Annotated in this window: 20 protein-coding genes; 16 read left to right on the top strand and 4 right to left on the bottom strand. The window is 56.4% G+C overall.

Features of this window, described 5'->3' with window-relative positions; all coding sequences use genetic code 11:
• Positions 1-16 precede the first annotated feature (16 nt).
• Complete coding sequence (locus PSR63_RS21895) at positions 17-1,237, top strand: cysteine desulfurase family protein (RefSeq protein ID WP_274327804.1); 1,221 nt, start codon at positions 17-19, stop codon at positions 1,235-1,237.
• Between the two features lie 164 nt (positions 1,238-1,401).
• Positions 1,402-1,734 carry a HesB/IscA family protein gene (locus PSR63_RS21900; protein ID WP_274327805.1) on the top strand — a complete coding sequence of 111 codons (333 nt, stop codon included), beginning with the start codon at positions 1,402-1,404 and terminating at the stop codon, positions 1,732-1,734.
• Between the two features lie 82 nt (positions 1,735-1,816).
• On the opposite strand, the gene PSR63_RS21905 is transcribed toward PSR63_RS21900, so the two are convergent.
• Entirely contained in the window at positions 1,817-2,791 is a 975-nt protein-coding gene (locus PSR63_RS21905) for a phosphoglycerate dehydrogenase (protein WP_274327806.1), read from the bottom strand.
• A 125-nt stretch (positions 2,792-2,916) separates the two neighbouring features.
• On the opposite strand from PSR63_RS21905, the gene cbiE reads away from it, so the two are divergent.
• Together cbiE and PSR63_RS21915 are read left to right on the top strand one after the other, a co-directional pair.
• Positions 2,917-4,173, top strand: a complete 1,257-nt coding sequence (gene cbiE, locus PSR63_RS21910) for a precorrin-6y C5,15-methyltransferase (decarboxylating) subunit CbiE (protein WP_274327807.1) — start codon at positions 2,917-2,919, stop codon at positions 4,171-4,173.
• A 56-nt stretch (positions 4,174-4,229) separates the two neighbouring features.
• Positions 4,230-5,021: a PIG-L family deacetylase gene (locus PSR63_RS21915; RefSeq protein ID WP_274327808.1), complete on the top strand. Its 792-nt coding sequence runs from the start codon at positions 4,230-4,232 to the stop codon at positions 5,019-5,021.
• Here PSR63_RS21915 and PSR63_RS21920 read toward each other — a convergent pair.
• Together PSR63_RS21920 and PSR63_RS21925 are read right to left on the bottom strand one after the other, a co-directional pair.
• On the bottom strand, positions 4,979-5,935 hold the full coding sequence (locus PSR63_RS21920; RefSeq protein WP_274327809.1) for an RluA family pseudouridine synthase: 957 nt from the start codon (positions 5,933-5,935) through the stop codon (positions 4,979-4,981). The genes PSR63_RS21915 and PSR63_RS21920 overlap by 43 nt on opposite strands.
• A gap of 87 nt (positions 5,936-6,022) precedes the next feature.
• Positions 6,023-7,075, bottom strand: a complete 1,053-nt coding sequence (locus PSR63_RS21925; protein WP_274327810.1) for a tetratricopeptide repeat protein — start codon at positions 7,073-7,075, stop codon at positions 6,023-6,025.
• A gap of 323 nt (positions 7,076-7,398) precedes the next feature.
• Between PSR63_RS21925 and mch the strand changes: the two genes are divergently transcribed.
• The 12 genes from mch (at position 7,399) to PSR63_RS21985 (ending at position 23,019) form a co-directional block, all read left to right on the top strand.
• Positions 7,399-8,346, top strand: coding sequence for a methenyltetrahydromethanopterin cyclohydrolase (mch, locus tag PSR63_RS21930; RefSeq protein WP_274327811.1), 948 nt, complete (start codon positions 7,399-7,401; stop codon positions 8,344-8,346).
• Positions 8,347-8,354: 8 nt separating this feature from the next.
• On the top strand, positions 8,355-9,299 hold the full coding sequence (locus tag PSR63_RS21935) for an ATP-grasp domain-containing protein (protein ID WP_274327812.1): 945 nt from the start codon (positions 8,355-8,357) through the stop codon (positions 9,297-9,299).
• On the top strand, positions 9,300-10,988 hold the full coding sequence (locus PSR63_RS21940; protein ID WP_274327813.1) for a fatty acid CoA ligase family protein: 1,689 nt from the start codon (positions 9,300-9,302) through the stop codon (positions 10,986-10,988).
• A 45-nt stretch (positions 10,989-11,033) separates the two neighbouring features.
• Positions 11,034-11,984: a hypothetical protein gene (locus PSR63_RS21945; RefSeq protein ID WP_274327814.1), complete on the top strand. Its 951-nt coding sequence runs from the start codon at positions 11,034-11,036 to the stop codon at positions 11,982-11,984.
• A 46-nt stretch (positions 11,985-12,030) separates the two neighbouring features.
• A complete protein-coding gene (locus PSR63_RS21950; protein ID WP_274334226.1) occupies positions 12,031-13,026 on the top strand; it encodes an NAD-dependent epimerase/dehydratase family protein in 996 nt (331 codons plus the stop codon).
• A gap of 64 nt (positions 13,027-13,090) precedes the next feature.
• Positions 13,091-14,344: a beta-ketoacyl-[acyl-carrier-protein] synthase family protein gene (locus PSR63_RS21955; RefSeq protein WP_274327815.1), complete on the top strand. Its 1,254-nt coding sequence runs from the start codon at positions 13,091-13,093 to the stop codon at positions 14,342-14,344.
• A 28-nt stretch (positions 14,345-14,372) separates the two neighbouring features.
• Positions 14,373-14,624, top strand: coding sequence for an acyl carrier protein (locus PSR63_RS21960; protein ID WP_144974242.1), 252 nt, complete (start codon positions 14,373-14,375; stop codon positions 14,622-14,624).
• A 181-nt stretch (positions 14,625-14,805) separates the two neighbouring features.
• The gene (locus PSR63_RS21965; RefSeq protein ID WP_274327816.1) at positions 14,806-16,197 is read left to right on the top strand and encodes a phytoene desaturase family protein; all 1,392 of its coding nucleotides are present in this window, start codon (positions 14,806-14,808) and stop codon (positions 16,195-16,197) included.
• An 82-nt stretch (positions 16,198-16,279) separates the two neighbouring features.
• Entirely contained in the window at positions 16,280-17,731 is a 1,452-nt protein-coding gene (locus tag PSR63_RS21970) for a phytoene desaturase family protein (protein WP_274327817.1), read from the top strand.
• A gap of 13 nt (positions 17,732-17,744) precedes the next feature.
• A complete protein-coding gene (gene fabZ, locus PSR63_RS21975) occupies positions 17,745-18,176 on the top strand; it encodes a 3-hydroxyacyl-ACP dehydratase FabZ (RefSeq protein ID WP_274327818.1) in 432 nt (143 codons plus the stop codon).
• 2 nt (positions 18,177-18,178) lie between these two features.
• The gene (locus PSR63_RS21980; protein ID WP_274327819.1) at positions 18,179-18,988 is read left to right on the top strand and encodes an enoyl-ACP reductase FabI; all 810 of its coding nucleotides are present in this window, start codon (positions 18,179-18,181) and stop codon (positions 18,986-18,988) included.
• Between the two features lie 545 nt (positions 18,989-19,533).
• Positions 19,534-23,019, top strand: a complete 3,486-nt coding sequence (locus PSR63_RS21985; RefSeq protein ID WP_274327820.1) for an Ig-like domain-containing protein — start codon at positions 19,534-19,536, stop codon at positions 23,017-23,019.
• Between the two features lie 105 nt (positions 23,020-23,124).
• Here the strand turns inward: PSR63_RS21985 and PSR63_RS21990 are convergent, their stop codons facing one another.
• Positions 23,125-24,027: an amidohydrolase family protein gene (locus PSR63_RS21990; RefSeq protein ID WP_274327821.1), complete on the bottom strand. Its 903-nt coding sequence runs from the start codon at positions 24,025-24,027 to the stop codon at positions 23,125-23,127.
• Between the last annotated feature and the right edge of the window lie 158 nt (positions 24,028-24,185).

Genomic DNA, 24,185 nt, shown 5'->3' on the forward strand with positions numbered 1-24,185 from the left:
GAAGCAATGAAGTACAATGGTGACCGTTGATGTCCGGTTCACCATTTTGGCTCCCATCGTGCCCATCTACTTCGACAATCACGCTACTACCCAGGTCGACCCTCGCGTCGTCGAGGCGATTCTACCGACCTTTACTCAGACCTACGGCAATCCGTCGAGCGTCGGGCATCTGTTCGGGGAAGAAGCCAAGCAGCTTGTCGAAACATCACAGCAATCGATTGCCGCGGCAATTGGCGCCGAGACCAGCGAGATTGTCTTCACCAGTGGGGCCACTGAAAGCAACAATCTGGCCATCAGTGGCGTGCTGACGCAGCGTCGGCGACGCGGCAATCATGTGGTGACGGTCACGACCGAACACAAAGCGGTGCTCGATCCGCTCGAGCAGTGGGAGCACCAAGACTTCGAGGTCACACGGCTTTCGCCGCGTCAGGCCGGGGACTCGCTGGCCGGAATGCTCGATACGGATCAGGTGCGCGACGCCATTCGCCCTGACACGGCGCTCGTATCTGTGATGCTTGCCAATAACGAGATTGGCGTGATCCATCCGATCGCCGAGATCGGTCAGATCTGCAAAGAGCAAGGCGTGCTGCTGCACTGCGATGCGACCCAGGCCGTGGGGAAGATTCCCGTTGATGTCGAGCATTTGGGCATCGACCTGATGAGCTTCTCCGGGCATAAAATGTACGGGCCCAAAGGGATCGGTGGGCTTTACGTGCGGAAGCGAAATCCGCGGGTTCGTCTCCAGCCGGCTATCTTCGGCGGCGGCCAACAGCGGGGAATGCGTAGCGGAACGCTGAACGTCCCGGGCATTGTCGGCTTGGCGGAAGCTGTCCGCTTGAGCCTGGCCGAGATAGACCAGGAGTCGCAGCGGTTGGCCCACTTGCGAGAGCAGTTGTGGTCGGGGCTCAACGAGCGGATCAGTGGCTTGCACTTGAATGGGCCCGTTCTGGAGGCCGAAAACGCCCGTCTGGCGGGTAATTTGAACTTTGCGGTCGAGAAGGTCGATGGCGAGGCGTTGATGATGAACGTCCGCGAGATCGCCGTTTCGAGCGGGTCGGCCTGCACTTCGGCTAATCCCCAGCCTAGCCACGTGCTGCGAGCCATCGGACTATCCGAGGATCTGACGCGAAGCAGCCTGCGATTTGGGATCGGCCGGTTCAATACGGCCCAGGACGTGGAATTTGCCGTTGACGTTGTGGCCAGGGCGGTGGATAAACTGCGGAAGCTGATTGCCTAGCAAGGGTTTCGGGAGCCCGCACCCTCGATTTTTGGGGTAGAGTTGGTAATAATAGGCCGTTGGAGAAATCCCGAGGAAAATTTGCACCCTTTCCCCGTTTCGGGGCATCGGTAATAATAAACACATACAAGTTTGCGTTAATTAACGTCTGGAGTGAACAAAACATGGCAGTCGTCATCACCGAAAAAGCGGCCGGCGAAGTCAAGCGAATCCTGGAAGATCAGAAGTACGAAGAAGGCACCAAGCTGCGTATTGGCATCACCGCTGGTGGTTGCAGCGGTTTCTCGTACAGCCTGACGCTGGAGAAGGAATTCGACGAAGAAAAGGATTCCAAGTACGACTATCACGGCGTTGAAGTCGTTGTCGATAAGAAGCACGCACTCTACCTCGACGGTACCACGGTCGACTTCTACGACGGCATCGATCGTCGTGGTTTCGCGTTCAACAACCCGAACGCCACGCGTAGCTGCGGTTGCGGCTCGTCGTTCCAGGCCTAAGCCTCGATCGAGCGATAAAGCACATGAAACGCCCTGGCCAATGCGAGGGCGTTTTTCATTTCTTGACTGCGTCCGGCCGCAATTACCACTTCCAGTTCGGCTGGACTTCGGGATTCACAATGTTTGCCGCCGGCCACTGGCCGTTATGCAGGGCCATGATGTTCTCGGCAGCCATCGTAGCCATGGCTCGTTCCGATTCTAAATCCATCCCGGCCATATGTGGGGCGAGGATGACGTTGTCGAGTTTCAAAAGTGGATTGTCCGGTCGTGGTGGCTCGTCGTGAAAGACATCCAACCCCGCGGCAAGGACCTGCCCCGACTGAAGGGCTTCGGCCAAAGCCGCTTCGTCGACCAACCCTCCGCGGGACGTGTTGATGAGAACCATACCACGTTTCATTCGCTCAAGCGTTACGTGATTGATGATATTCGCGGTTTCTGGAGTGCACGGGGCGTGCAGACTGACGATGTCAGACTGGCTCCAAAGTCGATCGAGTGTCACCAGTTCAATTTCATCGTGTGGGGCCGCGACAGGGTCGTAGGCAATGACCTTCATACCGAGGCCGAGGGCTTTTTCGGCAACGCAGCGACCGATCAGGCCTAGTCCTAGAAGGCCTAGCGTTTGTCCTGCCAGTCGTGGCCAGCAGGTTCGTTTCCAATGCCCTTCGCGGACCTGGCGGTCACGTTCGATGACATTCCGAAAGATCGCAAATAGGAAGGCCAGCGTTTGCTCGGCTGCTGACTCGTGCAGAATGCCTGGTGTACGGCACACGACGATGTTGTTGGCGGTAGCCGCTTCCAGATCGATTGAATCGAAGCCCACGCCTAGACGAGATAGGACTCGGACCGAGCACTTGTCGAGCAGATTTGCCGGATAGGGCTCGGTGCTGCACATTACCGCATCGCAGCCGGCAAGTTGCTCGAGCAGGACGTCGGACCGGTTGAGATCGTGTTTTACGGGGTCGACAAAGCGAACCTCGTATCCGGCCTTGGTTAACAGGCCGTGATACTCCTGCTTGGGGAAGTGAAAGTGATCACCGGTAACCGCTACGGTAGGCATGATGCGTCCTCCTGGAAAAGATTGGGGCGTCGGGGACTGGGTGGGTGAACTTTCCAGAGATCGTCGCATCTCGTAAAATCGACGCAAGTCTTTTCTACTTCAGATGCTTGGAATTGGAACAATCGGTGAGTAAAACTCCCAGAATATTTATCGTAGGTATTGGCGACGATGGTCTCGACGGGCTGACGAGCCAATCGATGAGGATCTTGGGCGATGCTCAAGTCATTATCGGAAACCCTCAGGTCCTGGTCCACGTCGAGAAGCTTGCCGCCGAAAAGGTCCCTGTAAGTGGCGACCTGACTGAAATCGTGGAAGCGTTGGAAAAGCACAGCGACAAAGATGTCGTTCTGTTAACCAGCGGCGATCCCTTGTTCTACGGCGTGTCGCGGTACCTGTGCGACAAGCTAGGCAAAGACCGCTTCCATGTCATTCCGCACGTCAGCAGTATGCAGTTGGCTTTTGCGCGAATTAAAGAAAGCTGGGACGATGCCCATCTGGCCAACCTGGCGAACCAGCCACTCGAATCAGTCGTGGCTGCTGCTCGGATTTCCGAAGCGATCGGTCTGTTCACGACCGAAGAGATCCCACCGCGGGAAGTTGCCAAGACGCTGCTGGGGCACGATCTCGACTACTTCCATGCCTATGTTTGCGAAAACCTCGGTTCGCCCAACGAATGCGTCACGCAAGGTGATCTGAAAGAAATCAGCGAGCAAACGTTTGGCCCGCTCAACGTGATGATCCTCGTTCGCAAGCCAGACGTGCCGGATCGACCAATGTCGTTGGTGGGCAAGCGTAAGTTCGGTAACCCGGACGACGTCTTCCGTCAGGCCAAGCCCAAGCGTGGTCTGCTGACGCCGATGGAAGTTCGCTGCATTGCGCTTTCCCTGATGGACCTGGGCGACACGAGTGTCGTGTGGGACGTGGGTGCTGGTAGCGGAAGTGTCTCGATCGAAGCAGGCATGATCGCGGAAAACGGTTCGATCTATGCGATCGAAATGGATGCCGAAGACCATGGCCTGATTCGCGCCAACATCGAGGCCTTCGGCGTGAAGAACGTCCAGGCCGTGCTCGGGAAAGCTCCCGATGCCTGGGCCGATCTGCCCGATCCCGATTGTGTCTTCATTGGCGGAACCGGTCGCCAGGTTCGCGGTATCTGTGAACAGGCCATGACCCGAATTAAGCCGGGCGGGCGAATCGTTTGTAACCTCAGCAGCATCGAAAACCTGGCCGAAGTCCACCAACTGTTCGACAACGAGATGGAATCGGCCAAGGTCACGATGGTGAACATCTCGCACGCGACCTACCAACTGGAACGCCACCGCTTCGAGGCCTCGAACCCAACGTTTTTGGTGAGTGCTAAGAAGCCGCTGAAGAAGAGCTAATAACCTCTTGTTGCCTCTCCCCTTAGTGGGAGAGGTAGCGGAGAAGAGAGAATCCGTTGACTGTTGACGTAGAAAAAGAATATCCCCAGATCGAAATCCTGGCTGTGGGTGCCCATCCCGACGACGTCGAAATTGCCTGTGGCGGAACGCTTGCTAAGCTGGCCGATCTGGGGCATTCAGTGGGGATCATCGATCTGACCGATGGCGAACCCACGCCTCGTTCGCCTGACCCGGAAACACGCTTGGCCGAAGCTGCCGAAGCCGCCAAGGTGCTGGGTGTGCAGAAGCGAATCACGCTCGATCTACCCAATCGGAAGCTGTTCGACAGCTTTGAAGCACGCGTTGCCCTGGCGAAAGAGTTTCGCAAGTACCGTCCCAAGGTCGTGATCGGGTTTGGGGATCGTACGCCGATGGCTTCGCCAGATCATTGGCAGGCCATGCAGATCACCGATGCGGCGGTCTTCTATTCGCGGCTGACGAAGTGGGACGACAAGTTCGATCACTTGCCGGTGCATACGATTGGCCGGCAGTTGTACTATAAGATCGCTTTCGAGCCGATCAACAAGCTGGATGCTCCCGGCAGCTTTGTGCACGACATTACCGATTGCCTGGAGCGGAAGCTGGAAAGCATTCGCTGCTACCAGACACAGTTTCCCGAAGAGAAGGCGTACGTCTTTGAACGCGTGAAGGGGGCTGCGGTCTACCTGGGGGCCACGGCTGGTTACGGGGCCGGCGAGCTGTTCTATACGACGCGGGCCATCGGGACGCCAGACATGATGCAGCTGTTGTACCCTGGCGATCGGGTCTATACCGAGCGGTACTTACGCAACACAACCAGCGTCGAGTGAAGGTCTTCAGGGATCGGCGCCTTGAATTCGAGCGGTTCGCCGGTCACGGGATGATTAATCTTCAGGCGGTGAGCATGCAGGGCGGTTCGCGAAAGAACTATCTGCTCGTCATCCGTTCGTGCAATTTCCCCAAGCGTGATGCGGGCTTGGTTTCCATACGCGCGATCGCACAGCACCGGATGCTTGATATGGGCCAGGTGCACACGGATCTGGTGGGTGCGGCCGGTCTTGGGGAAGACTTTGAACGCCGCGAAGCCGTCAAATCGCTCGGCGACTTCATAGAATGTCTTCGCCTCTTTCGCTTCCGGATCGTCCCGCACGATTGACATCCGCTCACGAAAACGAGGATGCGGCCCGATTGGTTCGTTGATCACGTCTCGGTCGCGGTCAGGGCAGTTAGCGACGATGGCGAAGTATTCTTTCTCGGTGATCCGGTCGGCAAACTGCTGCGTGAGGGCCTCGTGGGCTTCGTTGTTCTTGGCGATCACCAGCACGCCGCTCGTATCGCGGTCGAGCCGATGGACGATGCCTGGGCGTGACGCCCCGCCGATGTCGCTCAGTTGGCTGAACTTCGCGATCAGTGCCGCGGTCAACGTACCGTCCCAGTGGCCCTTGGCCGGGTGCGTGACCATGCCTGGGGGCTTGTTGATAGCCGCCAGGTGCTCGTCCTGATACAGAATGTCCAGGTCGACATTCTCCGGCGTTTGTTCTTCCTGCCGGGCATTGATCTCGGGGTACTCGACGACATCGCCGATGCGCAGCTTGTACGATGGCTTCATGGCCTGATCGTTGATGGTGACCTGGCCTTCGTCGATCGCTTCGCGTACCTGGGCTCGGCTCGCCTTTTTAATGCGGCGGGTTACGAATTGATCGAGCCGCTGACCGGCGTCTGTTTTGTCGACCGTGTATCGCATGAAATGACACTCAAGAAAGAAAGCATGGCCACCGGAAAGTGGCCATGCAGATATTTTATCGCGTGGACTGCCGAAGGGGAGGAGCTCTTATTCGGCGTTCTCTTCCGCGGCTTCTTCCTTGGCTGGTTCCTCTTCAGCAGGCTTTTCTTCCGCAGGAGCTTCTTCCGCGGATTCGGCCATTGGCTTAGCGGCTTCTTCAGTCGTCGCCGCGGGCTTGTCTTCTTCGCCCATCGGCTCAGCAGGCTTTTCGGCAGCTTCCTTTTCCTTTTCGGTGAAGGAAGATGGCTTCGGAGCAGGACCTTCGCCGTCAGCGCCCTTCAGGTCCATGCTGGGTGTGAAGAGGGGATCGCTGCCTGCGCCTGGCTTAGAAGCGCCTGGTGTATCGAACAGGCCGCCGCCTGGGGCTTCCAGGTTCATGTCCATGCCTGGCAGTCCGCCTTCCAGCGGAGCCCGGTTCTCGCGTTCGACTTCCGCGGCCCGAGCAGCAAAGTCTTGATCGCGGTACCAGGCGTAGAAACCGTCAACCCCTTGATTGTTGAGACGCTTGATGCGTTCTTCCGCCAGCATTGAGGTGTTGGTGTCTGGCCAGATAACCAGGATTTCTTCGTAGTTGGTTTTGGCCTTACCCAGGGATTCCTTGGTAGCTTGCAGTTCGTAAGCTTCGGCCATACCCCATAGGGCTTTCACCTTGAGAACCGGCAGGTCAGCCGAGTCGTAAACCTTCTGGAACGACTTCAAAGCTCGCTCGATATCGGCAGCAGCCGATTGAGGATCACTGAACGCCAAGTCGCTGGCTTGTGTCAGGTTTTGTTGACCGTAGAAGTACTCGGCCCACAATGCAGGACGCGAAGTACCGAAATCGGTCGAGAGCGTAGCGAATTCCTGAGCAACTTCCTGGCGTTTGACATCGTCTTCGCCGACGCGGAACGACTGGTCGAGTGTCGAATAAACGGCACTCCACTCTTCGTTCTTTACGACGCCGCTATCGGTATTCAGGATGACATAACCAACGAACGCCAGCAAAATCGCTAACGCGACCCCGCCGATCATCGTCGCGTGGGGTTTGGCTTGTTCCAGAATACCTTCGAGAAAGTGAGCCAGGGAATTCTCTTGAATTTCGTGCCGACGTTCCGACTTCATCGCTGATTTAACGCTTTAAGAGTGGGGCCTGCGGGAAACGCCGTCGCAGCGTGATTGCTACTAAAGCGTTTCATATAAAATGCTTACAAACAAGCGACTGAGTATAGGAGAATGCGGCAAAAAGCGTCAATAGCACTGCCGTCACACCGCACGGGACGTCATTGCAGCATTTAGGAAAGACAGGGATGATGGAGGGGCTTCGCTTTTGCTCATAACCGACGCCTGTGGTAGTTGTGTTGCGACCATGGTCCAGTCAAAACCCCTCACCCTAACCCTCTCCCCTCAGGGGCGAGGGGACAAGAACTATCGTTGAGGAGAAGATCTTGGAATTAAACCAGCGGGCACATGCCCTGGTACAGCCGATTATTGAAACCCCACGAGAAATCGGAGCGGAACTGGTTCAGCTTGAATGCGGGGCCAAAGTCCTGGATTTGGGGGTGACTGCAGGTCGAGGGGGATTGGAAGCAGGCCGTCAGATGGCTGAGATCTGCCTGGCTGGGCTGGGGGAAGTGTCGTTCTCGTTGGGGGATGCCCCGGGCACGCGGACGTTTGTCAACGTATGCACCGATCGCCCCGAAATGGCCTGTATTGCTTCGCAGTACGCCGGCTGGCAGATCAAAACCGAGAATTTCTTCGGAATGGGATCGGGGCCGATGCGGGTAAAAGCCGCCAAAGAGCCCGTCATTCAAGAGCTGAACCTGACCGATGATTACCCCGTTGCGATCGGCATTCTGGAGACGTCTCAGCTTCCGGGAGATGAAGTTTGTCAGAAAATCGCCGCCGACTGCCATGTGGACCCGAAGAACCTAGTCCTGCTGGTGGCTCGAACAGCCAGCATCGCAGGCCACGTCCAAGTGGTTGCCCGGAGCGTGGAAACGTGTCTCCACAAGTTGCACGAGCTGAAGTTCGATCTCTCGAAGATCGCCAGTGGCTTCGGGGCTGCCCCGCTGCCGCCGATTGCCGCCGACGATGTGGTGGGTATCGGCCGTACGAACGATGCCATCTTATACGGTGGCATGGTGACGTTGTGGGTAAACGAAATCTCGGGGCGACTACGCGAGTTCGGCGAGAAATTGCCCAGCGGAACGTCTTCGATGTACGGGCAGCCGTTTGAAAAGATTCTGCGTGACGCCAAGTTCGACTTCTACCAAATCGACCCGCTGCTGTTCAGCCCGGCGGAAGTTTGCCTGGTGAGTCTGCAAGATGGCAAATCAACGATCTTTGGCCAGCGGAACCTGGAAGTGCTCGCCAAGTCGTTTGGGCAAGGTTAATCGCGGCGATGGATCGAATTGCACGACTACCACGCATCGGCGTGTTGGCCAACGAAGATAGCTGGTATTTCCAGGACCTGCAGCGAGCGGCGACGGGCAAAGCCAATGTCGAGCGTCTGGAATTCTCGGCTCTGCAGTCCCGTATTGGCGGTGGCGAGTCGATCTCGGCCGATACGATGTTGTCGGAAAACTTCGACGCGGTAATTGTTCGCTCGATGCCGCCGGGTTCGCTGGAACAGGTCGTGTTTCGGATGGACGCCTTGGCTGGGCTCGAGCGGCAAGGCGTGCTGATCATCAACCCGCCGAAGTCGATGGAATTGGCGATCGATAAGTACCTCTCTCTTTCCAAACTATCGGCCGCAGGCTATCGAGTCCCCGAGACGCATGTCTGTCAGACCTGGCAAGATGCGATGGTCGCTTTTGAAGCGATGGGACCCTCGGTGGTGGTGAAGCCGATCTTCGGCGGAGAAGGGCGGGGTATCATGCGGGTCGAGGATGCCGATCTTGCGCATCGCGTCTTTAAGACCCTGCAGCAGATGGGGCAGATTATTTACCTACAAAGGTTTGTTCCTCACCCTGGCTATGATCTTCGCGTGTTGGTGCTGGGCGATACTATGTGGGGCATGCGGCGGACCTCGGCCGACAGTTGGCGGACGAACCTCAGTCGAGGTGCCAGCGCCACCCCAGAGTCGATTCCCGATGAGGTCGCACAGGTGGCACTTCAGGCGGTAAAGACGCTCGATCTGGACATCGCTGGGCTTGACTTTTTGCCGGACGGCGAAGGGGGCTGGTATTTACTGGAAGCCAACGCTGTCCCAGGATGGAAAGGGCTTTCGGCGGCATGCGACGTGGATGTCGCGGCGAAGCTCGTGGATTACGTGGTGGCCAAAATTGCCGCAAAACGTCCCTCGAACCCTCTCCCGTCAGGGACCATTGGACCAGAGAGAAGCTAAATGGCGGATGCCACGATGATATCGACCGTTTTCAATGTGGGATTGCTACTGGATGAAGTGGCGACGACCAGGCCCGACGCAACCGCGATTGCCGTTGCTGGAAAGCGAGATGGCCAGGGAAATCGGCAGTACGATTCGATCACGTTCGCCAAGCTCGCAGAGGACAGCACGATCATCGCGGCGGGATTGTCGCAGATGGGAGTCGTCCCTGGCACGCGACTGGCACTGATGGTCCGCCCCGGAATCGATTTTGTTTCGCTCGTATTTGCACTGTTCAAGGTCGGGGCCGTCAGCATCTTGATCGACCCCGGCATGGGGAAGAAGAATGTCCTGTCCTGTCTCGATCAGGTCAAGCCAGAAGGGTTTGTGGGCATTCCGATTGTCCATGCCGTTCGCAAGCTGTGCGGACGGCGTTACCGCGACGCCAAGCTGAACGTGACGGTCGGTCGCACATGGTTCTGGGGAGGTGCGACGCTTGAGCAGCTTCGCCAAACCGATGTCGGGGACTTTCAGCCGTTCGCCGCGACTGCGGATGATAAAGCGGCCATCATCTTCACGTCCGGAAGTACGGGGCCTCCCAAGGGTGTTGAGTTCCGGCATGAAGGATTTCGCCGCCAAGTGCAGTTCATTCAAGAACGATATGACATTCAACCAGGCGACATCGATGTGCCAGGCTTTCCGCTGTTTGGTTTGTTCAACAGCGCGATGGGGGTGACCTCGGTCATCCCCGATATGGATTTCAGCCGCCCTGCGACGGTCGATCCGCGAAACATCCTGGAAGCGGTCGCCGATTGGGAAGCGACCCAGTCCTTCGCATCGCCAGCGGTATGGAATGCCGTCGGCCAGTTCTGCGAACGAGAGAACCTCTGGATGCCGTCTCTCAAACGCGTGCTTTCGGCTGGGGCTCCGGTTCCTCCGCATGTGCTGCGGCGTATGAAGAAGGCAGCTCCGAATGCTGAGATGTACACGCCGTACGGAGCAACTGAAGCACTACCTGTGGCTTCGATCTCGGCCAGCGAGGTATTGGGCGAAACGATCGAGCGTTCCAATGAAGGGGGCGGTACTTGCGTTGGGTCGCGTTTCGAGGGGATCGATTGGCAGGTGATCGCTATTTCAGACGAAGCCATCGAAACGGTCGAACAGGTCAATCCGCTTCCACGCGGGGAAATTGGCGAGCTGATTGTCCGCGGTCCTGTGATTACGCGGCGATACGCGACCAGTGACGAGGCGACGCGTCTTTCCAAGATCTACGATGGGGACGCCGTGTGGCATCGGATGGGAGACGTCGGCTATCTCGATACGCAGGACCGTTTCTGGTTTTGTGGCCGTAAGTCGCATCGCCTGGAAACGGCCGAAGGCTCGATGTTCACAATTCCGGTCGAATCGATCTTCAATACACACGAAAAAATCTTTCGTAGTGCGTTGGTTGGGATGGGTGAGCCTGGGGAGCAAATCCCTGTTGTCATCGTTCAGCCGTGGCCTGGGATGTACCCCGATACGCCGCAAGAGATTGACCAACTGATGGACCAACTACGGGAAATCGGCAATAAAAACGCATTGACCGAGCGAATAGAACATTTCCTGCTGCATCCCAATTTTCCGGTAGATGTACGGCACAATTCGAAGATTTTCCGCGAAAAATTGAAGGTTTGGGCTGAGGAGCGGCTCGAATCGGTCCTGCCGCATTAAACTACTGCTGACCCCTTGTCTGTCGATCGAAGGCTTTTCCAACCTATGCATCTCAAGTGCCCTCACTGTTCGACCGTTCTCAATGTAACTAGTCCCGGTGGGACTCAGGTCCAATGTCCTACTTGCCAGGGCCTGTTTGTTGTTCCCCAGGCGACACCCCAAGTCAGCGCACCGGTGATCACACCGAGGGAGCCCGGCAGTAAACCGCTACGAAAGAAGGCCCAGCCCAAGACTCAGCAGGAAGAAGGGGCAGAGGACGCCGAAGGGGAAGAAGAACTCGAATCGGGTGGAATCCCGGTCGATCTGATTCTGAAGATCGCCAAAATCGTTGTGCTGCCGATGTTCCTGGCCGTGGTGCTGTTCTTCGGATTGGTGGCGATGGGCATTCTGGAAATCGGCTCAGGCGATGATGTCGTCGATGAGTCCCCTTACGTGAATGACGGCGTGGCCAACAGTGGCAACCAGATTCAAGAGGTCATGGAAGCCGCCGAAAAGGGTGATATCTACATCAATTGGGTCCCGGCCAAGAATTCGGCCACCATGGAAGGCTTCAAGGTAAAGATCAACCACATCGACTGGGGCGAGGTCCGCGGTCGCGACGAGGGAGGCGAACTAGTCACCTCCAATGGTCGGCCTTACATGAACGTCTATCTAGAGCTGTCAAATCGATCGGACAAGACGTTTGACTTCAAGAGCTGGTATGGGAATCAATTTACTGCGGAAAATGGGGCAATTCGTACGGCCCAGCTTTCCGACGACGACAAGAACATGTACTATCCCCTCAAGTTTGATGATCTTGCCGACCTGAAATGGTGGACCCCCAGCAAGACGTTCAAGCCTGCGGAAGAAGGGACCGATGCGATCGTCTTCGACGTGCCAGAAGACTTCGACCCAAGCAAGGTCGAGAATCTGTACCTCGATCTGCCAGGCGAGGCGATTGGCCGAAGTGGTTCGTACCGGTTCAAGATTCCCAAGTCCATGATTCAGGGCCTCTAAACGCCCCAAGCGACGACAAGATAGGCATCCGGAGCAACACTTGAGCGTGCTGGTTACCGGCGGAGGCGGATTCCTCGGCCGATATATCGTCGAGCAGCTACTCATGCACGGGGAAACCGTGCGAGTCCTCTCGCGGCAGCGATACCCGGAACTCGAAGCACTCCGCGTCGAGTGCATTCAGGGGGATCTTCGCGATCGGGCTGCTGTCGAAGGGGCCGTGAAGGGTTGCGAAGTCGTCTACCATGTGGCCGCGTTGGCCGGCATCTGGGGACGCTGGGAAGACTACTACGGCATCAATGTCGAAGGCACCCAGAACATTATCGATGCCTGCCTGGCTTGGAATGTTGAGCGTCTGGTCTACTGCAGCAGTCCCAGCGTGACCTTCAATGGAACCGACCAGAAGGGGGTAGATGAATCGGCCCCATATCCCGAAAAATGGCTGGCCCACTATCCCCATTCCAAGGCGATCGCGGAACAGGCAGTGCTTCAAGCGAATCGGCCTGGAGCCCTGGTGACCTGTGCTTTGCGTCCTCATCTCATCTGGGGACCACGCGATGGTCACTTGATTCCGCGGCTTATTCAGCGGGCAAAATCGGGAAAGTTGCGGATCGTTGGGGACGGAAAGAACCTGGTCGACATGGTTTTTGTCGAAAACGCCGCATCTGCCCATATCCAAGCTGCGGGGGCGCTCGCGAACACGCCCGAGAAGGTCGGCGGTAAGGCCTATTTCATTACTCAAGGGGCTCCGGTTCGTCTGTGGGACTGGATAAACGAGATTCTGGCGATGGAAGGCATTCCCCCGATTCGGAAACGTGTTTCGGCAAACGTTGCCTATTATGCCGGTGCAGCCATGGAAACGACCTATAAAATGATCGGTCGAATGCACGAAGAACCACGCATGACTCGGTTCCTTGCCAGGCAACTTGCCACCCATCATTATTTCGATATCTCCGCTGCTCGACACGACTTGGGCTACTCGCCGAAAGTCTCTACCGAAGAGGGGATGAAGCGTCTGTGCGACGATTTGGCTTCCCGCAGGTGACTTGTCAAGGTTCCAGGGAATCGGTAGCTTGAACGGTTTCCGTTAAATTGCCGAGGATGGGCAAATGATTGCCACCGCCGAACAACTTCCCGATTCGCAGCGCATTGTCATTACGGGCATCGGTCTGACCGCGCCTAATGGCAATTCGTATGCCGAGTACCGAGCTGCCCTGCTCGAGGGAAAGAGCGGTGTGCAGAATTACGAGATCCGCTACGTCGGCGAGACCCTGGCTGGTATCTGCGACTACGAAGCAACCCGTTACCAGAAGAAACGGGAGATCCGCCGCGGAACGCGTGCCGGCAGCATCGGGATTTACTGTGCCGGCGAAGCGATTGCCGATAGTGGTGTCGACTGGGAAAACACCGACAAAAGCATGGTCGGCGTCTACATCGGCGTCACCGAGCACGGCAACGTCGAAACAGAAAACGAAGTCTACAACATCAAAGGCTACGACTACGACACCTCGTTCTGGTCGCACCACCACAACCCCCGCACGGTTGCCAATAACCCAGCTGGCGAAATTTGCCTGACGATGGGTATTGTCGGCCCGCACTACACGATTGGTGCTGCTTGTGCCGCGGGGAATGCGGGGCTGATCCAGGGTGCCCAGATGCTGCGTCTGGGGGAATGCGACTTGGCATTGGCCGGTGGCGTGTCGGAAAGTATCCAAACATTTGGGATCTTCGCAGGTTTCAAGAGCCAAGGAGCCTTGGCCCATCACGAAGACCCTACCAAGGCCTCGCGCCCTTTTGACACCCAGCGAAACGGCATCGTCGTTTCCGAAGGTGGCTGTATTTATACGCTTGAGCGGTTATCGGATGCGAAAAAACGCGGTGCGAAGATCTACGGCGAACTCGCCGGGTACGCGATGAACACCGACGCGACCGACTTCGTGCTGCCCAACCCCGAGCGACAAGTACAGTGCATTAACCTGGCTTTAAAGCGAGCTGGGATGAATGTCACGGACATTGATATCGTCAGTACGCATGCCACCGGCACGACGCTCGGCGATCAACAGGAATGCACGGCGATTCGCGATGTCTTCGGAAAAAGCGAAACAACGTTCGTCAACAATACAAAAAGTTTTATCGGGCACGCGATGGGAGCGGCTGGGGCTTTGGAACTAGCCGGCAACTTGCCTGCGTTTGAAGATGGCGTTTGTCACGCCACGATCAACGTCGACGAGTTGGATCCTGAATGTGCCATCGACGGTTTGGTTTTAAATCAGCCGCGCGAACTCGGAAAAGCTCAGGTCATTCTGAATAACTCGTTCGGAATGCTGGGCATTAACTCAGTAGTAATCATCAAGAAGCTGTAAAGCACACGGTTGAAGGAGCCAGATCGGGATGACGCCAGCGGAAATCCGTGAAGAAATTTTGGACATTTTGCGGGACATCGCTCCGGATGACGACATCACGGATATCGACGACGATAAGCCCTTTCGCGACCAGCTAGAACTCGACAGCATGGACTTCCTGGACATCGTCATGGAACTCCGTAAGCGTCACCGAGTTCAAATTCCGGAAGAAGAATACCCGGAACTGGCATCGATGAGCAGCACGGTTGCTTACCTCGAACCAAAGATGAAAGATCTGTAAGTTCGACCACCGTTCCTTCTCCCTCATCAGGGAGAAGGTGCCCGAAGGGCGGATGAGGGGCGAACCCAATCATCGGTCGATTGATCTCGTCACGCACTAGATAAAACCCCTCACCCAATCCCTCTCTCCCTTCGCGGACGAGAGAATTCGATTCGGACGCCACAAGGACTTTCTTGTCACGATGTACGACACGATCATTATCGGCGCAGGCATGTCCGGGCTGGCGGCCGGGATTCGCTTGGCCTACTTCGGTCAGAATGTCTGCATTCTCGAGCGTCACAACACGATTGGTGGGCTGAATTCCTTCTATCGCATGGCCGGCCGTGATTTCGATGTCGGCCTGCACGCGGTGACCAACTTCACCAAGAAGGGTGAAAAGAAGGGACCGCTCGGTCGGCTTCTGCGGCAGTTGCGATTCAAATGGGATGAGTTCGCCTTATGCCCCCAGTTGGGCTCGAAGGTGATGTTTCCGGGCGTTGAGTTGAAGTTCGATAACGACATTGAACTTCTACGCAGCGAGATCGCCCAGCGATTTCCGAAGCAGGCCGATAATTTCGATCGCCTGCGTGGGCAGATCATGGACTACGACGACATCACGCCGAACAACTACGCAGGCTCGGCTCGCACTCGCTTGTCCGAGATCATCACCGATCCATTGTTGGTCGAGATGCTTCTGTGCCCACTGATGTGGTACGGCAATGCCCGTGAGCAGGACATGGACTGGGGCCAGTTCTGCATCATGTTCCGCAGCATCTATATGGAAGGCTTCGCCCGTCCGCTCAAAGGGGTGCGGCTGCTGCTGAAGAACCTGGTCAAGAAATTCCGCGAGCTGGGTGGCGAACTCAAATTACGGACAGGCGTTTCTTCGCTGAAGATCGAAGAAGGGCAGTGCGTTGGGGTGACACTCGACGACGGTACCGAATTGATGGGCCGCAAAGTTGTTTCATCCGCCGGTTGGTGGGAAACGATGCGGATGTGCGAGGAAGGCATCAAGCCTCCTGTCGGTCAGCCAGGCCGATTGAGCTTCGTCGAAACGATCTCGGTCATCAAGAAGCAACCGGTTGAGGTCGGATACGACTCTACGATTGTCTTCTTCAACGACTCGAACAAGTTTCATTGGGTCAAGCCGGAAGACGAACTGTGCGATGTCCGTACCGGCGTTATTTGCTCGCCGAACAATTTTGACTATCAGGACGGAGCGAACCTGGACGAAGGCTACCTCCGTGTTACGGCCCTGGCGAACTACGACCGCTGGGTGAATCTGCCAGAACAGCAGTACCGCTTCGAGAAGAATCGCTGGTACGACCTGATCAGCGACAGCGTCGTGCGGTTCATTCCCGAATTTCGCCGGCATGTGGTTGCGGTCGATATGTTCACGCCCAAGACCATTCATCGATACACTTGGCACAAGAATGGTGCCGTGTATGGCGCCCCTGAGAAGCACCTCGACGGCACCACGCACCTCGATAACCTGTACATTTGCGGAACCGATCAAGGCTACGTCGGGATCATTGGTTCCATCATGAGTGGCGTATCGGTCGCCAACCGTTACTGCCTGCAAGACGCTGGCTAAACCTCATGCTCAACCCTTTGCACGGCTGGGGCAACTGCCCTGGCGCAGTCTCCTCGCCTGCGAGGGGACAGGAATAAGAACTATGCCGAAAGACTTTCTGAAAGACACGCAGGACGAGTACGACGTTGTAGTGATCGGCAGCGGCCTGGCCGGGCTGACCGCCGCCAACACGCTGGCTCGTCAAGGTCGTAGCGTTCTGCTTTGCGAGCAGCACTACAAGCTGGGCGGGATGGCAACCTGGTTCAAGCGGCCAGGCGGTCACATCTTCGATATCTCGCTACACGGCTTCCCGATCGGGATGATCAAAAGCTGCAAGCGTTATTGGACTCGCGAAATCGCCGACTCGATCGTGCAGTTGAAGAACATCCGCTTCGATAACCCGATGTTCTCGCTGTCGACGACCTTCAACCGCGAAGACTTCACGCAGTTGTTGATCCAAGAGTTCAACGTGCCCGAAGCGACTGTAAAGGAGTTCTTCGACACGGCTCGCAGCATGAACTTCTACGACGATCAGGGGATGACAACGAAAGAACTGTTCGACAAGTTCTTCCCCGGACGCGAAGATGTCGTGCGGTTGCTGATGGAGCCCATCACGTATGCCAACGGTTCGACCCTGGAAGATCCGGCGATCAGCTACGGCATCGTCTTCTCGAACTTCATGAGCAAAGGCGTCTTCACCTTCCAAGGCGGGACCGATCGGCTCATTCAATTGATGCACGAAGACCTGAAGAAGTCAGGCGTCGACGTGCGGATTAATGTCGATGTCGAGAAGATCAATCTCGAGAACGGCCGAGTTCAGAGCATTGTTGCCAACGGCAAGACGATCAAGTGTAAGTCGATTGTCTCGAACTCGAACCTGAAGCTGACCATCTTTGATTTGGTTGGCGAGCAGCACTTCGATAAGAAGTTTATCGAAGATGCCAAAGAGGTGCGGCTGAATAACTCCAGCACCCAGGTCTACATCGCTATGAAACCGGATGAGCAGATTCCCGAGGAAACCGGCGACCTGCTCTTCAGCAGTACGGCTCCGGCGTTCCGTACCGACCTGCTGCTTAGCCGCGACATTACCAGTCGCACGTACTCGTTCTATTATCCGCACACGCGGCCCGAAGGGCGTCCGCGATCGCTGGTTGTTTCCAGTACGAATGCTCGGTTTGAAGATTGGGCGAATCTGTCGGAAGACGAGTACAAAGCCAGTAAGGACGATCTCGCCGAGACCACGCTTGATGCGCTTGAAAAGTACGTTCCCAACGTTCGCGAGCGTATCGACCACGTCGAGGTCTCGACCCCCAAAACCTTCCAGCGGTACACCAAGCATGCCCTGGGCTCAAGCTTCGGTACGAAGTTTGAAGGTCTGGCTGTGAGCCGGGCTATTCCTGAGCAAGTGCCTGGTTTGTATCACGCCGGTAGCGTGGGCATCATCATGTCAGGTTGGCTTGGCGCGATTAACTACGGGGTGATCGTCTCGAACGATGTCGACTCGTACCTCATGAAGTCTTCCGCCGGATCGCAGTTGGCCGATAGCACTAAGTAACGCAGGACACACCATGACGAAGACCGCCATCGAAGACGCCATTCCGCATCGCGGCCCTATGCTGCTGGTCGACGAAGTTGCCGAGCAGTCGGAAGATCACATCCTCTGCCGCAAGACGTTCACACCGGACGAATACTTCTTTCAAGGTCACTATCCCGACTACCCACTGGTTCCTGGGGTGATCTTGTGCGAAGCGACCATGCAGGCCGGGGCCATCTTGCTCTCGAAGTTTGTGCAAGACGGGGACGGAGTGCCGGTTGCCACGCGACTGAACGATGTGAAGTTCAAGAAGATGGTACGCCCTGGCGACACGATCGAAATGAACGTGAAGCTGAACGAACGCATGGCAGACGCGTTCTTTATGACCGGAAAGGTAACCGTTGATGGCAAGCTGGCCATGCGGTTCAACTTTGCCTGTACTGTAGCGAAGATGGAAAACGCGTAACCGTGACCGACTTTCTCAAACTTACCGGCAAGAACATCGTCGTCACTGGGGTCGCCAATCGCAAAAGCGTTGCCTGGCATATCGCCAAGACCCTGGAAGAAGCTGGGGCCACGGTCATTTACGTGGTCCGCAGCGAGGCCCGTAAGGAGTCGACGGCGAAGCTGCTAGCAGATCGTCAGGTGCTGGTCTGCGATGTTGAATACCAGGAGCAGATCGATAAGCTCCGCGATGACCTGACCGATCAGGGACTGACGATCCATGGCCTGGTCCACTCGATGGCCTTCGCCGATTATTCGGAAGGGATGAAGCCGTTTCACGAAACGACCAAGGCTCAGTTCCTGCAAGCCGTCGACATTTCCTGCTTCTCGCTGGTAAAGCTATCGAACGCGCTCAAAGACTTGTTCGACGAAGACGCATCAGTCGTGACTGTTTCGATTTCGACAACTACCATGGCCAGCGAGAACTACGGCTTCATGGCCCCGATCAAAGCGGCTCTCGATTCGTCCCTGGCGTTTTTGACCAAAAGCTTCAGCAGTTTCTCCCGTGTCCGGTTCAACGCCGTGGGGCCTAGTTTGCTCAAGACTTCGGCTTCAGCGGGTATCCCTGGCTATGTCGACGCGTATCTCTTTGCTGAGAAGGTCATTCCCCGCAAGAGTGCTGTCACGACGCAGGAAGCAGCTGACGTTGCCGTCTTCCTGTTGAGTCCTCGCTCGAGCGGTATCCAGGCCCAGAACATAGCCGTGGACGCCGGGATGAGCATCAACTACTTCGACAAAGACATCATCGCTGGCGTTCTCAAGCACGATTCTTAATGTGCTACACGCGATAAGTCACTGAAAACTGAACACTTTAAGCTTCAAGCGGCTGCCGCGAATTCCCCATCTTTAACCGTTTCCACTCGCTTGGTTACTTCTGCTTAACCGCCGGCGGCCCTGCTATCACTAGACAGTTGGACTCGAGAAATAAAACTTGAGTCGAATTGCCAAGATTTTCTTCATGCTACCTGAATGCATCGACGCGTGCCATCATGTTGATAAGCAATAGATATCAACGTGTTGATAAACTGCACGATAAGTATTCAAGAGTTGTCTCGCCGTTGGACTTACGTCACATCGGAATTCTTTGCCGGTAGCACGAACAAAAAGCTTCGGCTGATGCGTTACCCCTGAACGCATCCAGGCACAACGATCGCTCGGCAATTTTTGCCACAGCATTGCGGGCGCCATCGGTGGCGAAAGTTTCCGAAAAACGTTTGCGACCGTGGAACTTTCTCAAGTCGGACGCACAATGCCACTCGAAGCGGCCACGCATGGGAGCGTGGTCGAAATGATTGCCCATCTAAAAACGGAGATTCTCAATGCGGTTCAAACGCCCCAAGTTTCAAGCTTCTCTCGGGGAACAACTGGAAGATCGCAGTATGTTGAGTGGAACTCCGCTGGACTTGGATTTGTCAGCGGTTCCCGCGCAGACGGTGTTCGCCGGCGAGACACTGAGCTTTAACCTCGGTGAACTTGGCGCTACCGTCAGCGAAGGGGAAGATGGGCCAAGGACGGTCATGTATCAGCTCGACCCCGATGGCGACGAGCGACCAGAGGGAATGTCGATGACATTCTCTGGCGATTTCCAGTGGACCCCCACTGCCGAACAAGAAGGTCTTTATAGCGTGAAGATCATTGCCGTCGAGAACGGCGTGCCTTCTAGCGCTGATGTCGAAGAACTGATGATCGACGTTCGTGTCGGTCGCCCGGTTGTCGACCTCAACGGTGAAGACCAGGAAGGCATCGATTACGATGCCGTCTTTCAAGTAGGTCACGGGGCAGTCAGTGTCGTGGATAGCGACTTGACAGTCTCGGACGAAAACGACGACATGCTGCAATCGGCGAAGGTCACCCTGACCAACCCGATGGATGGCGCCGAGGAGTCCCTCTCCATCGACGTGGAAGGGACCAATATCAGTGTGGAATATGCCGATGGCTCGATCATCTTGTCGGGTGAAGATACCGCCGAGAACTATGCCAACGTGCTGAAGACACTGACGTACAACAATACCAGCGAAGATGCTGACCCGACCTCTCGGTTAGTTGAAATCACCGTGAGCGACGGCGAATACGAGAGTGAAGTGGCTACCAGCACCATTGCTGTTAACCACGCACCAGACTTGCTGCCGATCGCGGGTCAGACGGTTGAGATTGGTCAAACTGAAGAGTTTGTGATCTCGGCCACCGACAAGAACGAGAGCGACGAAATCTACATGTTGCTCGATGTGGAAACGCCGGAATACGTAACCCTGACTCAGGAAGCGGGTTCGCGGGAAGCGACGCTTTCGATCGCTCCTGGCGATGGTGTCGAACCTGGTGAATACACCATCCGTATTCTCGCGGTCGATCAGTATGGACTGGCTGATGCTCAGTACTTCACCCTAAGCGTTTCGGAAGCCGCCAACACTGCGCCTACGATCAGCCCGGTTGAAGATCAAAGTATTGATCAAGACACCGCGACCGAGCCATTGGCCTTCACCATCGGTGATGCCGAAATGGCTCCAGAAGACCTGATGGTATCGGTCGAGTCGGACAACGAAGCGTTGGTGGATGCTGCCGCGATCGTCATGACAGGTACCGGTGCCGATCAGGAGTTGGTCATCACGCCGCTGGCCGGTATGACTGGTTCGGCCAACATCACCATCAGCGTGAGCGATGGGGAAATGACGACGACCGAATCGTTTCTGCTGACCGTCAATGAAGTGGTCGCTGAGAATTCGGCTCCAACCGTTTCGCCGGTTGAGGACATGGCGATTGACGAAGATTCAGCTACCGATCCGTTGACCTTCACCGTGAGTGACGCGGAAACGGCAGTCGAAGACCTGGTCGTCAGCGTGGAATCGGACAACCCGGCGTTGGTCGATGCGGCTGGTATTCTCGTTGCCGGTGACGGTGCCGATAAGTCCTTGGTCATCACGCCGCTGTCTGGTGCGACCGGTTCGGCTACCATCACCATTAGCGTTTCCGATGGTGAGCTGACGACCACCGAGTCGTTCGTTCTGACTGTCAACGAAGTGATTGCTGGTAACTCGGTTCCCACGGTGACTGCGGTTGAAGATCAGACGATCGATCAAGACTCGGCAACCGTGCCACTGGCCTTCGCGATCGGTGATGCTGAAACGGCCGTTGAAGATCTGGCGGTCAGCGTGGAGTCGGACAACCCTGCGTTGGTCGATGCCGCTGGTATCATCGTCGCCGGTGACGGTGCCGATAAGACGTTGATTGTCACTCCGCTGGCAGGTGCTTTTGGCACAGCCAACATTACCATCAGCGTGAGCGACGGCGAGGACACTGCAACCGAGTCTTTCGTGCTGACGGTAACCGAACTGGTGGGGGAGAATACTGCCCCGACGATCAGCGCGGTCGAGGACCAGGTGATCGACCAGGATTCGGCGACTGCCCCGCTCGAGTTTTCCGTTTCCGATGCTGAGTCGGCCGCGGAAGATCTCGTTGTCAGTGTTGAATCGGACAACCCAGCACTGGTGGATGCCGCAGGTATCATCGTGGCCGGTGACGGTGCCGACAAGACTTTGATTGTCACGCCGCTGTCTGGTGCGACCGGTTCGGCCAACATCACCATCAGTGTGACTGACGGTGAAGAAACGACGACCGAATCGTTTCTGCTGACGGTGAACGAAGTAGTTGCCGGTCCAACGGCTGAAGCGGATAGCTTCGCTACCGACGCCAACACGCCAATGGCGATCGAAGCCGCTGGTGTCCTGGCGAATGACCTGGGTGATGCTCTGGTTGTCTCCGAGGTCAACAGCGATGCAGCCAACGTCGGTGCGGCTATCGAACTGGCTTCCGGTGCGACGATTGTTATCAACGCCGACGGTAGCCTGAGCTTCGATCCGGTTGGCAAGTACGATGGTTTGGCCGAAGGTGAATCGGCAACGGAAACCGTCTCGTACACTACCTCGGATTCGGTTGCGGCGATGGCTTCCGCAGACATCGAGATCACCGTTAATGGTGTGAATGATGCACCGGTAGCGGAAGACGATGCCTTCGCGACCGAATCGGATACCGCACTGACGTTGACCGTGGCTGGTGTTCTGATGAACGACAGCGACGTCGACAACGGCGATACGATGACCGTTTCGGCGGTCAATGGTGAAGCGGCAAACGTCGGTCAGCCAGTCGCACTGGATGGTGGCGGCATGTTGACGCTTAACGCCGATGGAAGCATGACCTTCGACCCCAATGGTGAGTTTGAAGACCTGGCTGAACCAGCCACGATTCAGTTCGGCTACACTGTTTCCGATGCTCTGGGTTTGACGGCGGATGCGACCGTGACCATCACCATTTCTGCTCCAAGTGGTGTGGAAAACGAGAATGCGGCACCGATCAATTCGGTGCCAGGCGAGCAGTCGACTGACTCGGCCACGCCGATCGTCTTCGACGAAGCCAACGGTAACGCTATCTCGGTTTCCGATCCGGATGCGGCTGATGCCATGGTCCAGGTGACCATCAGCGTCGATAGTGGTGTGCTGACGCTTTCCAACGGTTTCGAGAGTGACCGTCACAAGCTACTCGGCTCGATCGATCAAATCAACTCGCTGCTGACCGGCCTGGTTTACACGCCAGATTCGGCCTTCGAGGGTAGTGCGACTTTGACGATCGTGACCGACGACCTGGGCAACACCGGCTTCGGTGGTGCGAAGGCCGACGCCGATAGCATCCTGATCGCGGTTTCTGCCGCAGCGGTCAGCGGTGTAGACGGTCAGCCAGAAGGTGAAGGTATCGACCTGATCGCCGAGGATGACGACGAAGTCGACGACCTCTTCAATCCTTGTCACATGGCGTAGTCGACGTTCCGACGGCATTGCTTGTCAGCGGTGACTAGTTAACCGGTACCGCAAGGGCACTTCGTAAACGGAGTGCCCTTGCTTCATTTCGAAAATGGTGCCGGGCTAAGTGAGCTGATAGACCGTCTTGGCGTTTTCGCTCCACAGACTCTGCTGTTTATCCGGAGACCAATCAGACGTGATCTGCTGCATCGCTTCGATCCACTGCCGGGCAGTACCGCCGGCATTACAGACTGGCCAGTCGGTGCCGAAGACCAGGCGCTTCTCACCGAACGCTTCGCGACAGTGCTCGACAACCGGACGAAGGTCATCCGGCGTCCACTCTTTCGGCACGCGTGCGATGATGCCGGAGACTTTGCAGAAGACGTTAGGAAGCTTGGCCAACTGATACATGTCCTCTTGCCAGCGGGCAGCATTCTCCGGAGCCGATCCTTCGCGTGGGTCATCTTTGGCGAAGAATGCCTTCGGATCGACATTGCCGCAATGATCCAGTACGAAACGCGTATCAGGACAAGCGTCCGCCAGGCGAGCGGCATCCTTCAGTTCGGCTGGTCGCATGCACAGATCGAACGTCTTTCCCGTTGCACCGAGATGACGACAGTTGTTGATGAACCTGGCCTTTAAGCAGTAGCCAGGTGGAGTGTCGCCCCCATGCAGCACCTGGCGATATCCTTTCACCCAGGTCTGAGATTCAAACCGGTCGGCGAACTCACGGAAGTTATCCTTGCCGGGGTCAACCGAGAGGATCGCCGCCGACGTGACGTACGTGCCGGAATCGATCAACTGGCGGACCAACTCTGCCTCCTGCAGCTTTTGATCGGGAGCCGCATTCACTTCCATATAGATCGCCGCAGCAATCGGCAGGCCTTCGACCGCCGCATTGTATTCCTCAATGGTGTTCTTGCGATTCAAATGGGGACCGGCACCGGCGAGCCATGGCAGATTCAGGCGCTTCGGATCCCAAAGGTGCTGGTGCGTATCGATGATCGGGTAGGGCGTTTCAGGCATGACGAAGAGGGGGCACGAGGTTGGAAGGCTGGAATTGAGCCCTATTTTGGTGAAATCCAGCGGAATCAACAAGGAAATTTCGTGATTCGTGAAAAATGACAAACGCTTGGGGAAGAGGTAATATAGAGAGTCTCAATTGAGAATCTTGTCCATTCCAT

It is taken from the genome of Bremerella sp. P1, assembly GCF_028748185.1.
Classification (GTDB): Bacteria; Planctomycetota; Planctomycetia; order Pirellulales; family Pirellulaceae; genus Bremerella.